The sequence below is a fragment of the Nocardiopsis sp. NPDC055551 genome (assembly GCF_053619415.1).
The window spans coordinates 100,062-113,048 of sequence record NZ_JBSHJJ010000006.1; the positions used below are offsets into that span (position 1 = coordinate 100,062).

The window sequence follows — 12,987 nt, forward strand, 5'->3', positions numbered from 1 at the left end:
GAGGTTGTGAGCTAAATTAACAGGAAACTTTCCTAATAAAAACAGGGTGAGGTGTCACGGTTATGTCTCAACGTCCGGGGACTCCCCGGCTGCTGCGCCAATTGAACGATCGCGCGGCACTCGAACTCCTACTCTCCGGCGGCCCGTTGACCAGGACGCAACTCGGCACGAGGACCGGTCTGTCGAAGGTGACGGCGTCCCAACTCCTGGCTCGGCTGGAGGAACGCGACCTGGTCCGGGTGGTGGGCAGCAGGGCCGGAGGGCGAGGCCCCAACGCCGCCCTCTACGCGGTCGTCCCGGAGAGCGCCTACGTCGCCGTCCTCGACGTCAGCGCCCACCGCGTCACCGCGACCATCGCCGACATCACGGGTCGGATCATCAGTGACGTCAGTGTCGACCCCAGCGCCTCCGACGATCCGGTCGCCCTGGTCCACACCGCCGTGATGCGGCTGGTGGAGACCGCCGAGGTCCCCCTCGAAAAGGTCCGCGCCTGCGTCATCGGCACCCCCGGGGTCGTCGACCCGCGCACCGGGGACATCCGCTTCTCCTTCGACCTCATGTCCTGGCACGAAGGGGTGCTCGAAGCGCTGCGCGCCGACCTCGAACGCTCGGTCATGTTGGAGAACGACGTGAACCTGGCGGCCCTGGCCGAACACGCGGAAGGGGCGGCCAAGGGGGTCGAGGAGTTCGTGCTCATCTGGCTCAGCGCCGCCGGCGGTGTCGGTATGGCCTCCATGATCGGCGGGCGCGTCCACAGGGGCCGCTCCGGTGGCGCGGGCGAGATCGGCTACCTGCCGGTGCCCGGAGCCCCCCTGTCCACCGACGTGGGTCTCTCCGGTGGCTATGAGTCCCTGAAGTCCGACGGCGACCGGGAGCTGCCGCACGGCTTCCAGGCGCTGGTCCACGCCAAGCAGGTGCTGCGCCTGGCCGCCGAACACGGCTTCACCGGAGAGGACGTCACCGAGGTGGTCGCCCGAGCCGCCGGCTCCGGAACCCCCGAGGGCGACGCCTTCCTCGACGTCTTCGCCGAACGGCTCTCCCGAGGAATCGCCGCCGTCAGCGTGATGATCGACCCCGGGCTGGTCGTCCTGGGCGGGGACGTCGCCCGCGCCGGAGGACCCAAGCTGGCCGAACGGGTGGAGGCCGCGACCGCCCGGATCGCACCCAACGCCACCGAGGTCGCCCTGGGAACGGTCGAGGGCAGCCCGGTCGTGCGCGGAGCCCTTCTGCACGGCCTGGAACGCGCCCGCGACGAGGTGTTCTCGGCCACCGTCTGACACCGTCTGACCCCCGACCGCGCCCCGGACGCCCCGGGGCGCGGGGGAGTCAGTCCTCCTCGCCGTCCGGGGACGGGGCGAAGGAGTCGAGCACCGTCTCGAAGTCCTCCCGCTGTTCCTCCCGCAGGTCCTGCGGGAAGTTGAAGCTCAGCCGGTAGGAGACCGCGGTGTTCCCGTCGGTGATCTCACGGGTGAACATCCACCGTTCGGGGATCTCGCGCTCCTCGTGGATGTAGGTGGCCTCGTAGACCGCGCTCTGCACGCCGGGGCCCTCCAACCGCGGCTCCAGCATCAGCTGTTCCGCGTCGCTGTAGGCCTCGTCCTCGTTGAGCAGCTCGTCCATCCGGAGCATGGCGCCCTCGGCGTCGAAGACCAAGAGGTCGTATCTGGTCACGAACAGATCCATGTCGCCGGTCTCCACGCCGGTATCGAACTCGTAGGAGGCCAACCGGGTGACGCCGTTGCCCGGTGAGTCCTCCTCGTTCTCGACCATCGCCCAGCCCTCGGGGGCGACCAGCGTGACCACCCCGTCGTCGTAGCGGGTGAACCCCTCGGGAGCCCCCTCGGTCGAACCCTCCTGGGCCTGGGCGGAGGGTTCCGCCGATGGTTCCGGACTGGGTTCGGCGGCGGGCGTTTCCGGATCGGCGGCGACCTCCCGATCATCGGAGGAGAAGACGGACCACACCGTGAACGCGCTCAGCACCAGTAGGGCCAGGACGGCGGCCGCTCCGACGAACAGCGGCGTACGCGAGCGGCCGGGCCTGGTTCCGGTCGACGGCTCCGAGGCAGGGGTCGGGGTCGGAACAGGGGCCGGGGTCGGGACGGGATCGTCCAACAGGGCCAACGCCCGCTCCGGCAGCAGCCGGCGGCGCGGATCCCGTTCCAACAACCCGTTGATCACCGAGGCCGTCCGTCCCCGGGCCGGTACCGGCGGTACCGGATGGGTCAGCACCGCGGTGAGCGTCGATGTGATGGTGTCGCGTTTGAACGGCGACTCCCCGGCCAGGGCCGCGAACAGGGTGGCGCCCAGGCTCCACAGGTCCGACACCGCGCCGTTGTCGTCGTGTTCCAGGCGCTCGGGTGCCGCGTACGCCGCGGTGCCCAGGATCGCGCCGGTCCCCGTCAGCGCCGTCCCCCCGTGGTCGGGCAGGTTGGCGATGCCGAAGTCGGTCAGCACCGGCCGGGTACCGCCCGACGTCAGCATGATGTTGGCGGGCTTGACGTCACGGTGGACCACCCCGGCCCGGTGCGCCGCCCACAACGCGTCCAACAACGGGCGCGCGATCCGCTCCACCTCGGCCTCCGGCATGGGGCCGGTGCGGCGCAGACGGTCGCGCAGGGACTCGCCCTCCAACAGCTCCATGACAATGAACGGGGTCCCGTCCACCTCCAGGACGTCGTGCACGGTCACCACCGAGGGGTGGGCCACCCGTGCCGCCGCCTGCGCCTCGCGGATCATGCGCGCCCGGGCGCGCTCGCGTTCACGTGGGGGCATGTCGTGGGGGAGGTGGACCTCCTTGACCGCCACCTCACGGTTCAAACGGGTGTCGTGGGCACGCCACACGGTGCCCATGGCGCCGCTGCCGAGCTCGCCTCGAAGCTCGTAACGGCCGACGGAGGTACGGGGCGCCGGGGGATCAGTGGGGACCATGGGCACATCATCTCAAATCGGGAGCGCCGGAGCGTCCCGAGGCCGGGACGGATCCCGCCACATCGCCACGCGGGGACGGACCAGGATGCCCGCCTCCTCTTCGATCTCCCACTGACGGACCAGACCCGGTCCCCACTCGGTCCGGGCGAGTGTGACGAAGCCCCGCCGCTCGTACCAGGGGCCGTTCCAGGGCAGGTCACGGAAGGTGGTGAGGGTGACCCGGTCTCGTCCCCGGGCGGCGGCCTCGGCGCACACCCGCTCCAGTAGGGCACCGCCGATTCCGCGCCGGCCGTGTTCCGGATCCACCGCGAGCTGTTCCAGATGTGCGGCGTCGTCCAACGTGATGGTCGCGGCCAGACCGACCACGGAGCCGGCCACCTCGGCCACCCACACGTGTTCGACGTGCTCCACCATCTCCCGCGGATCGTCAGGGGGCAGCTCCAGTCCCGCTCGCGCGAACAACGTGTCGGCGGCCAGGGAGACCGCCACCACCGCGTCCATGTCCTGTCGCCGCATGCGGCGGATCACCGGTTCGATCATGATGCTCAGCGTCGCAGACGCAGACCCTTGGGGGTGACGTGGAAACCCGCCGCCACCAACGCCGGGTCCAGCGACGTACCGAACACCTCGACCCCGTCGGCCCGCTCCACCAGCAAGGACTCGACCCGGCCGCTACGTACCAGATCGGCCACGGCCCGGGCCGCCCGCTCCAACAACGCCGCGGCGGACCCGAAGGTCAGCGCGGACCGGCCCGGCGACAGGTACAACGTGGGCAGGCCCCCGTCCAGGACGACCAGGGCCCCCGCCGTGCGACCCGGTCGATGCGCGCCCACCACGCCCGCCGGCCACGCCAGCTCGACGCCGTACGGATTGGCCGGATCGGTGGCCGCCAACACCACCGGATCCGAGGTCCCACCGGGTGTCTCTCCCGACAGGGCCCGCAGCCGGTCCACCGCACCCGGCAGCGCGAACTGCGCGCCACCGAGACCCTCCACGAAGTAGCCCCGACGCACCCGCCCGGTCTCCTCCATGGACCGCAGCACCCGGTATTCGCCCGTCGACAGGCCGCGCCCCTGGTGCCCGCGCACCAGGACCCCGCCGCGTGCCAGTCGTGCCTCCACCCGTGCCAGGGCCCGCCGGGTCGGATCCGGGTCCGGCTCGGGCAGCGCCCACCACCGGCCCGCCGCCGTCGGCGGCCCCGCGCGGGTCGGCAACACCGGGCGTCGTCGCGAACGTGACGAGGGCCGACGCGGCGCCGGGCCCGAACCCGCCAGCGCACGCAACGGCGCCAGGGAGTCGTTGGTGACACACCCCGACCACACCAGCTCCCACAACGCCGTCACCAGATCGGCGTCGGAGAACACCGCACCGCCCGCCGCTCGGGCCACCCCGTCGGCGAGGTCGCGGAAGAACAGGGCCCCGCCCGAGCGCAGTGTCCCCAACACGGCCGCCGCCGTGGTTCCCTCCTGCGGTGGAAGCGGCTCCGGCAACGACGACGAGGCGTCCTCGGCGGGGGCCACCACCAACCAACCGTCCCCACCCGGCAGCGAGCCCGCGCCCGTCCACACCACCTCACCGGCCTGGGTGAGCGCGTCCAACGAGGCGGGGACGAAACCCTCCACCCTGGCCGGCAGCACCAACGATTCCAGGGACGAGGCCACCAATGGCACGCCCCGAAGCGACTCCACCGCCTCGAACACCGCGTCCGGACCACGCCACCGCTCACCCGGAACCGCCCGTTGCCACAACGGGACGAAGACCGCCAACGTCGCCGGTTCCACCGGTTCCACCTCGCGGCGCAGCCGGGCGATCGACCCCCGCCGCAACCGGCGCAGCACGTCCGCGTCACACCACTCGGTGCCCGTGCCACCGGGATGGAACCCACCACGGGCCACCCTGCCCCGCCGGGCCAGGTCCCGCAGGGCGCCCTCGACCGCGTCGACGCCCACACCCCAGCGGGCCGACACCTCCGCCGACGTGAACGGTCCGTGCGTGCGCGCGTACCGGGACACCAGGTCCGAGAGGGGATCCTCCACCGGTTCCAGGAACACCGACGGGACCCCGGGCGGTGGCTCGGAGCCCAACGCGTCCCGCAGCCGCGACACGTCCTCCACCGCGCACCAGCGCTCCACCCCGGCCACCCACACGCGCACCACGCGCCCGGCGCCCTCCAGGGCGAACAACCAGTCGGGGTCCGCCCCACGCTCGACCGCCTCATCGGTCGACAACGGACCCACCTCCCGCAGCAGGTCCGCGGTCCCCTCCAGGTCCCGCACCGGAGCCGCCGACCGCTGCAACAGGGCGCCGGTACGCTCCACCACCTCCGGGTCCAACAACTCCCGCAGGTCCGCGCCGCCCAACAGGTCCGCCAACAACGACGTGTCCAGGGTCAACGCCTGCGCCCGCGACTCCGCCGCCGGCGCGTCCCCCTCGTACAGGAACGCGGCCGTGTACTCCATCAGCAACGACCGCGCGAACGGCGACGCGTGCGTGGTCTCCACCTCCACCACCCGGATCCGCCGCGCCCGCACGTCCGACAGCACCCGCGCCAACTCCGGAACGTCGAACACGTCCCGCAGACACTCGCGCACCGTCTCCAACACGATCGGGAACGACCCGTACCGACCCGCCACCGACAACAGGTGTCGCGCCCGCAGACGCTGCTGCCACAACGGCATCCGACGGTCCGGGCGTTGACGCGGCAACAGCAGCGCCCGCGCCGCGCACTCACGGAACCGCGACGAGAACAACGCCGACCCGGTCAGCTCTTCGGTGACCAGCGCCTCCACACCGTCGGGGTCCACCGACACCAGATCCGTCAACTCGCCGGGACGACCCACGCCGCCGTTCTCCACGTCCGGCAGCCGCAGCACGATCCCGTCGTCGCCGTGCACCACCTGGGCGTCCATCCCGAACCGGTCGCGCAACCGCCCACCGATCGCCAACGCCCACGGCGCGTGCACCCGGGCGCCCAACGGCGAATGCACCACCGCGCGCCAGTCGCCCACCTGGTCACGGAAACGTTCGATCACCACCGTGCGATCGTCGGGCACCTGCCCGGTGGCCTCACGTTGCTCCGCCACGTACTCCACCAGGTTGTCCGCCGCCCACTCGTCCAACCCGGCGGTGATCGCCCAGGCACGCCCCTCCTCGGCGTCCGCCCCGGCCAACTCCCTGGTGGCCGCGCCCACGGCCCGACCCAGCTCCGCCGGACGACCCTGCGCGTCCGCCTTCCAGAAGGGCATCCGCCCCGGTCGCCCCGGCGCGGGCGACACCATCACCCGGTCCGCGGTGATCGCCTCGATCCGCCACGACGTCGAGCCGAGTACGAACACGTCGCCCACCCGCGACTCGTACACCATCTCCTCGTCCAGCTCACCGACCCGGGTGGGCGCCCGACCGTCCGGATCCGAGGCCAGATGCACCTTGAACAGGCCCCGGTCGGGGATGGTCCCACCACTGATCACGGCCAGTCGCTGGGCGCCGGGGCGGGCGCGCAGCACGTCCTCCTGCCGGTCCCAGACCAGACGTGGGCGCAGCTCCGCGAACTCGTCCGAGGGATAGCGTCCCGACAGCATGTCCAACACCGACTCCAGCACGGAGTCGGCCAGGTCGGAGAAGGGGGCCGCGCGCCGCACCACCGAGGCCAGCTCCGACACCGACCACTCGTCCATCGCCACCATCGCCACGACCTGCTGGGACAGCACGTCCAGGGGGTCGCGCGGCATCTCCAAACGCTCGATCCCGCCCTCGCGCATCCGCCCGGTCACGACGGTGGTCGCCAACAGGTCGCCCCGGAACCGGGGCAGGAACACCCCGCGCGAGACCTCGCCTACCTGGTGTCCGGCCCGTCCGACGCGTTGCAGACCACTGGCCACAGACGGGGGAGAGGCCACCTGTACGACCAGGTCCACGGCGCCCATGTCCACACCCAGTTCCAGGCTGGAGGTGGCCACCACGCAGCGCAGTCGGCCCGTCTTCAGGTCGTCCTCGATGAGTGCCCGCTCCGACTTGGACATCGACCCGTGGTGGGCGCGGGCGATCACGGCGTCCGCGCCCCGGCTCTGTCCGGACTGGCCGGCGACCTGCGCGGCGACCTCCTCCTCGGGCAACGTGACGCCGGTGCGTTCGGCGTACAGGTCGTTGAGCCGGGAGCACAGCCTCTCAGCGGTGCGGCGGCCGTTGGTGAAAACGATGGTGGAGTGGTGCGCCTCCACCAGGTCCAGGACCCGGCGTTCCACGTGCGGCCACACCGATCCGCCCGGCTCGTCCAGGTCCGGCACCGGGACCTGCACCCGCAGATCCATGTGCGGGGCGTCCGGAGGGGCGACGATCCGCGCGCCGCCCAGATAGTCGGCGACCACCTCGCGCGGGCGCACGGTGGCCGACAACCCGATCCGCTGCGCCGGACGTTCCAGGAGTTCGGCGAGTCGTTCCAGGCTGAGGGCCAGGTGGGCGCCGCGTTTGGTCCCCGCCAGGGCGTGCACCTCGTCCACGATGATCGTCTCCACCCCGGCCAGCCCTTCACGAGCCTTGGAGGTGAGTACCAGGAACAGGGACTCGGGGGTGGTGATGAGTACGTCCGGTGGGTGTGTGGCCAGACGGCGACGTTCCCGAGCCGGGGTGTCTCCGGTGCGCACCCCCACCGTGACGGGGGAGAGTTCCTGTCCGTCGGTGGCCGCGGCGTCGGTGATGCCGGCCAGGGGGCGACGCAGGTTGCGCTCCACGTCCACCGCGAGCGCCTTCAACGGGGACACGTACAGGACCCGGCAACGCCGAGAACGGTCCTCGGGCACGGGGGAGTGGAGCAACCGGTCCAACGACCACATGAAGGCGGACAGGGTCTTGCCCGAACCCGTGGGCGCCACCACGAGGGTGTCGTCACCGCCCGCGACCGAGGCCCACGCCTCGGCCTGGGCCCGAGTGGGCCCGTCGGGGAAGGCCTGTTCGAACCAGGTCCGCGTCGCCGTGCCGAAGGGTTCCAAGGGGCCGCTCATCCGGCCAGTCTGCCGAACGGCTCGGACAGAAGGAGGCGGAGGACACACCCGGCACCTCGAAAAAGGGCCTGTGGACAACGCCGTCGGGGTCCCGTCCATCACCCATACTGGGGCCGATGAGACTCACCAACTTCTGGAACAACATGCGCGAGCAGTTCGGCGAGGCCTACGCCGAGAGCCTCGCCAAGGACTACGTGATCGAGGGACTGGGCTCCCGCACCATCGAGCAGGCGCTGGCCGAGGGGGTCGGGGCCAAGGAGGTCTGGCGTGCGGTGTGCGAGGCGTTCGACCTTCCGGCCACCGCCCGCTGACCGACACGTTCGGTCCGGGTCCGATCCGCGTTCGATCTGTGGATGAACCAAGAATCGAACATAGGTTCGGGTAGAGTGGCCGCATCGCCGGCGAACGTCGCGATTGTCGTACCGAAGGCGTAGCGTCAGGCGCATCATGAAGAAAAAGGCATCGACCCTACAGGGGAACCCCGTGGCTTCTGGAGACCGAGACAAGGCTCTCGAAACAGCGCTCGCGCAGATCGAGCGGCAGTTCGGCAAGGGCTCCGTCATGCGCCTGGGCGACGACGATCGTCCGCCGATCGAGGCGATCCCCACCGGCGCCATCTCGCTGGACGTGGCCCTGGGCATCGGTGGCCTTCCCAAGGGCCGGGTCGTGGAGATCTACGGTCCCGAGTCCAGCGGTAAGACCACCGTCGCCCTGCACGCGGTGGCCAGCGCGCAGAAAATGGGTGGCATCGCCGCCTTCGTCGACGCCGAGCACGCCCTGGACCCCGAGTACGCCAAGAAGATCGGCGTCAACACCGACGACCTCCTCCTGTCCCAGCCGGACACCGGTGAGCAGGCGCTGGAGATCGTCGACATGCTGATCCGCTCCGGCGCGATCTCCGTCATCGTCATCGACTCCGTGGCGGCCCTGGTGCCCCGCGCCGAGATCGAGGGTGAGATGGGTGACAGCCACGTCGGTCTGCAGGCTCGCCTGATGTCCCAGGCCCTGCGCAAGATCGCCGGCGCGCTGAGCTCCACCGGCACCACCGCGATCTTCATCAACCAGCTTCGTGAGAAGGTCGGCGTCATGTTCGGCTCGCCCGAGACCACCTCGGGTGGTCGGGCGCTGAAGTTCTACGCCTCGGTCCGGTTGGACGTCCGACGCATCGAGACCCTCAAGGACGGCACCGACGCGGTCGGTAACCGTACACGGGTCAAGGTCGTCAAGAACAAGGTCGCGCCGCCCTTCAAGCAGGCGGAGTTCGACATCCTCTACGGGGTCGGCGTCTCCCGAGAGGGCAGCCTGATCGACCTGGGCGTGGAACACGGCATCGTACGCAAGTCCGGTGCCTGGTACACCTACGACGGCACGCAGCTGGGCCAGGGCAAGGAGAACGCCCGCAAGTTCCTGCACGAGAACGTCGACATGGCCAACGAGGTCGAGAAGAAGATCAAGGAGAAGCTGGGCGTTGGCGTGACCGCCGGTGACGACAGCGCCTCCGGATCCGACGCCGAGTCCAAGGCCGACCCGGTCAAGGACGCGATCGGCAAGGACGCCGTCGCCAAGGCCCCCGCCGCGAAGAAGGCCCCGGCCAAGACCGCGAAGGTGACCGACACGGATGCGTGAGCGGCGCCGGTCATCCGACCGCGCCGGGGCGGATGAGTCACCCGACCCGATGAACGCCGAGCACACCCCGGACGGGCCCGAACGCCCGTCCGGGGAGGACACCGAGGCCAAGGTCAAGAACCTGGTCCTGCGTATGCTCACGCACTCCCCGCGCACCCGCGCCCAACTCGAACGTTCCCTGCACCGTCGGGAGCACGAGGAGGAGGTCATCACGCGAGTCCTCGACCAGATCGAGGAAGCGGGGTTGATCGACGACGCCGCCTTCGCCAAGGGGTGGGTCTCCTCCCGCCACCACAGCCGACACCTGTCCCGCCGCGCGCTCTCCCAAGAGCTGCGCACTCGCGGAGTCGAAGAGGAGACCGTCCGCGAGGCGGTCGCCGAGGTCAGCGAGGAAGACGAGACCGAGGCCGCTCGCGTCTTGGCCCGCAAACGGCTGACCGGTAGCCGAGGCCACGACCCCGATACCCGTACCCGCCGCGCCCTGGGCGCCCTGGCCCGCAAGGGCTACCCGGCCGGTCTGTCATACCGGATCGTTCGGGAGGAGTTGGAAGCGGAGCTGGCGGCGGAGGCTGAGTTGGAGGCCGAGGGCGGGGGAGCTGAGGGTGTGTAGGGCATGTGGGGTCGTGGGGTCGTGGGGCATCGGGATGCTGTCTGACGCAGGCCGGCCCTGAACTGGGACCTTGGGTTATTGGGCGGGGTGAGGGTGGTTGGTGGGGCGCCTCGGGTCGAGTTCCTTGGGGTGGTTGGGCGGGGTGGGGGTGGGTTCTCCCTCCTTCCCCGCCGCGTGATTGTTGCCGCCCGCACCGCACGCGTCAAGGCGATGTTGTGTGCTGTGGCAGCGGTGTTGGTGGCCTTGACCCGTGCGGTGCGGGCGGCGGTTTGGCGGCTATCGGGGAAGGGGGGAGAGTGGTTGAGGTCCTAACGGCCCTGTGGGCCTGCGGCCCACTCCGGCCGCAGCCGGCCGGATCCCTTCCTTTCCGTCTGGCTTTCTCGTGGGGCGCGTCGCCACTACGTGACGGGTGAGGTCACGAAGAGCCCGCTACAGGTGGGGTGAGTGGCGGACCGCGTCCCTGCGGTGGCCGGCTCTGGTCTTCACAGCGATGATCTTGCTCGTAGCGCCCATTTGGGCGCCCAACATGGCGCTACGGACAAGATCGTTTCCATTCAGAGCCCCTCCAACGAAGTCGCTAGGAGCATCTCCGTGATAGGTGGATCCGGTCATAGGGGAAGGGGTTGTGGATAACCCAGAATGGCCACCCCATCTATGGTAGGCGCATTCGCCGACCTGGAAATAAGTTGAATAAACTGGCGAGTAGGTCTGCCATTCTTGAGGGTGTTCGCATATAATCAGAGTATGAGCTTTCCTCCCTACGCACCGCGCCCGACCGGGAACACCCCGGTCGATAAGGCGATGGCGGGTGCGCGGGAGATGGCGGTGGAATTCTCCGGCCGGGATATCCCGTTCGGGTGCGAAACCGAGGTGCTCGCCCAGTTCGGCCGCCTCAACCAGGAAACAGACCGGATCCGCTACGGGATGCTGCCCGCCCTGGCCCGTATGGAGGCCACCGGTGTCCTGTTGGAAGAGGGTGGCCAGCGCAGTATCCAGGCGTGGATCACCCACCAGTGGGGGACCTCTCCGGCCGAGGCCAAGAGCCTTGCCACCCTCGCCCGAGCGTTGCATCAGCAGCAGCTGCCCCTGGTGGAAGAAGCCTTCCAGAACAAGGCCCTGTCGCTGGGTGAAGCGTGCGCCATCGCGACCTCCACCGAAAAAGCCACCACCGAATGGGCGAAGGTCCTCGAAACAACGGATGAGGAATTCCGTGCCCAGCGTCCTTCGGCGGAGGGGTTTCGGGCCCGGTTAGAATACGGGCTCATCGCCTATAAGAAGGAATGCCCGCAGGCCTCGGTGCGCCAGCTGCGGGACGCGGCGAAATGGTTCGTCGCCCGCCTGGATCCGGATAAGGCCGACCGGAATTACGACGAAACGTTCGAGAACCGGGGCGCGCAATTCTCGCCCACGTTCGAGTCCGGGTTTCTGTTGCGGATGTGGGGGCCTGGGGCCGACCACGAGCTGATCCAGACCGCCCTGGAGGCCTACACCGAACCGTATGGGCCCGATGACGCGGCGATGCCGAAGCATCAGCGCACCTATGACGCGATGATGCGCATCTTCGAGACCGCTCTGACCCACCGGGGTTGCTCCAGCCTGAGCCGCCAACCGTTGGCGACCCTCAACATCACCGTCCCCCTGAAGCGGTTCCTCGGTGATGGGTCGGCTGAACCCGCCACCACCGAGGATGGGGTGGTGTTGCCCGATCAGATGGTGGCCCGCCTGACCCCCCACAGTTGGCTGCGCCGGTTCGTGACCGACGAACAGGGCCGGACCCTGTTGGACGTGGGTCGAAAGCAGCGATGCGCCCCCGACCCGGTGCGCCAGGCGGCGGGGTTCAAGAAGCCCTACTGCGAGTGGCACCAGGGCTGTGACATGCCGCGTAGCTGGTCGCAGTACGACCACATCGTCCCCTTCTCCCACGGCGGAGCCACCAGCGCCGACAACATGCAGATCCTGTGCTCGACCCACAACCGGCTCAAGCACCGGCTACAGGCCAAGGTGAACCGGCAGATCTGGGAACACCACCACGCCCAGAACCACCAAGAAGCGGGAAAGGAAAGCGGGTCCGGGGATGGTGAGGGGGAGCCAGCCCCAGCCACCGCCCCCTAACACCACCAACCGTTTCCGCCAGGTGGAACACCACCCCGACGACATCACCCCCGAGTGGGTGTCAGACCCCAAGGGCCCGTGCCCTGTGGGGATATCGGCATGCCCAGAGCCAGGAACCCCACGCCCCCCACGAACCCCCCACCCGGAGTCATATCCCGGGGCCGGAGTGGCTCCCATCGGGGGTCTCGGCGCCACTGCCACCACAGGTACCGGCCCACCGGCACCATCAACCCCGTGCAACCCCGTGTTGTCTCTCCATCATGATGATCTTGCTCGTAGCGCCATGTTGGGCGCCCAACATGGCGCTACGAGCAAGATCATCGCCAAAGGGGCGCCGGAGGTGGCTACCGCGGGGACGCGGCCCGCCACCCGTCCCACCTGTAGCGGGTCCTTCGTGACCTCACCCGTCACGTAGTGGCGACGCGGCCCACGAGGACACCAGAGGGAGGGGAAGGCATCCGGCCGCCTGCGGCCGGAGTGGGCCGCAGGCCCACAGGGCCCTTTGGGACCCCAACCACTCTCCCCCCTTCCCCGATAGCCGCCAAACCGCCGCCCGTGCCGTGCGGGTCAAGGCCACCCACCACAGCGTCACAGAACCCGACATCGCCTTGACGCGTGCGGTGCGGGCGGCAACAATCACGCGGCGGGGAAGGAGGGAGAACCCACCCGAGCAACGCCCAACAACCCCCAGAGCCAGAAACCCGAGGCGCCCCA

General features: G+C 69.8%; 8 protein-coding genes. 5 read left to right on the plus strand and 3 right to left on the minus strand.

The window, feature by feature from the left end:
• Nucleotides 1-62 precede the first annotated feature (62 nt).
• Nucleotides 63-1,277 (plus strand): ROK family transcriptional regulator, encoded by a 1,215-nt coding sequence (locus ACWGSK_RS12600; RefSeq protein ID WP_358506262.1) that lies wholly within the window; start codon nt 63-65, stop codon nt 1,275-1,277.
• A 49-nt stretch (nt 1,278-1,326) separates the two neighbouring features.
• Here ACWGSK_RS12600 and ACWGSK_RS12605 read toward each other — a convergent pair whose 3' ends face one another.
• Genes ACWGSK_RS12605 through ACWGSK_RS12615 form a run of 3 tightly spaced genes read right to left on the minus strand, consistent with a single transcriptional unit; the run spans nt 1,327 to nt 7,925 of the window.
• The gene (locus ACWGSK_RS12605) at nt 1,327-2,928 is read right to left on the minus strand and encodes a serine/threonine-protein kinase (protein ID WP_452455864.1); all 1,602 of its coding nucleotides are present in this window, start codon (nt 2,926-2,928) and stop codon (nt 1,327-1,329) included.
• A 12-nt stretch (nt 2,929-2,940) separates the two neighbouring features.
• Complete coding sequence (locus tag ACWGSK_RS12610; protein ID WP_358506268.1) at nt 2,941-3,468, minus strand: GNAT family N-acetyltransferase; 528 nt, start codon at nt 3,466-3,468, stop codon at nt 2,941-2,943.
• A gap of 5 nt (nt 3,469-3,473) precedes the next feature.
• The gene (locus tag ACWGSK_RS12615) at nt 3,474-7,925 is read right to left on the minus strand and encodes a DEAD/DEAH box helicase (RefSeq protein WP_452455865.1); all 4,452 of its coding nucleotides are present in this window, start codon (nt 7,923-7,925) and stop codon (nt 3,474-3,476) included.
• A 116-nt stretch (nt 7,926-8,041) separates the two neighbouring features.
• On the opposite strand from ACWGSK_RS12615, the gene ACWGSK_RS12620 reads away from it, so the two are divergent.
• The 4 genes from ACWGSK_RS12620 to ACWGSK_RS12635 all read left to right on the plus strand — a co-directional run bounded on the left by ACWGSK_RS12620 (nt 8,042) and on the right by ACWGSK_RS12635 (nt 12,273).
• Entirely contained in the window at nt 8,042-8,236 is a 195-nt protein-coding gene (locus ACWGSK_RS12620) for a DUF3046 domain-containing protein (protein ID WP_358506277.1), read from the plus strand.
• A 172-nt stretch (nt 8,237-8,408) separates the two neighbouring features.
• Nucleotides 8,409-9,551 (plus strand): recombinase RecA, encoded by a 1,143-nt coding sequence (gene recA / locus ACWGSK_RS12625; protein ID WP_358506280.1) that lies wholly within the window; start codon nt 8,409-8,411, stop codon nt 9,549-9,551.
• On the plus strand, nt 9,544-10,161 hold the full coding sequence (locus ACWGSK_RS12630; RefSeq protein WP_358506283.1) for a regulatory protein RecX: 618 nt from the start codon (nt 9,544-9,546) through the stop codon (nt 10,159-10,161). Before recA ends, ACWGSK_RS12630 begins: the two co-directional genes overlap by 8 nt.
• Before the next feature lie 744 nt (nt 10,162-10,905).
• On the plus strand, nt 10,906-12,273 hold the full coding sequence (locus ACWGSK_RS12635; RefSeq protein ID WP_452455866.1) for a DUF222 domain-containing protein: 1,368 nt from the start codon (nt 10,906-10,908) through the stop codon (nt 12,271-12,273).
• Nucleotides 12,274-12,987 lie beyond the last annotated feature (714 nt).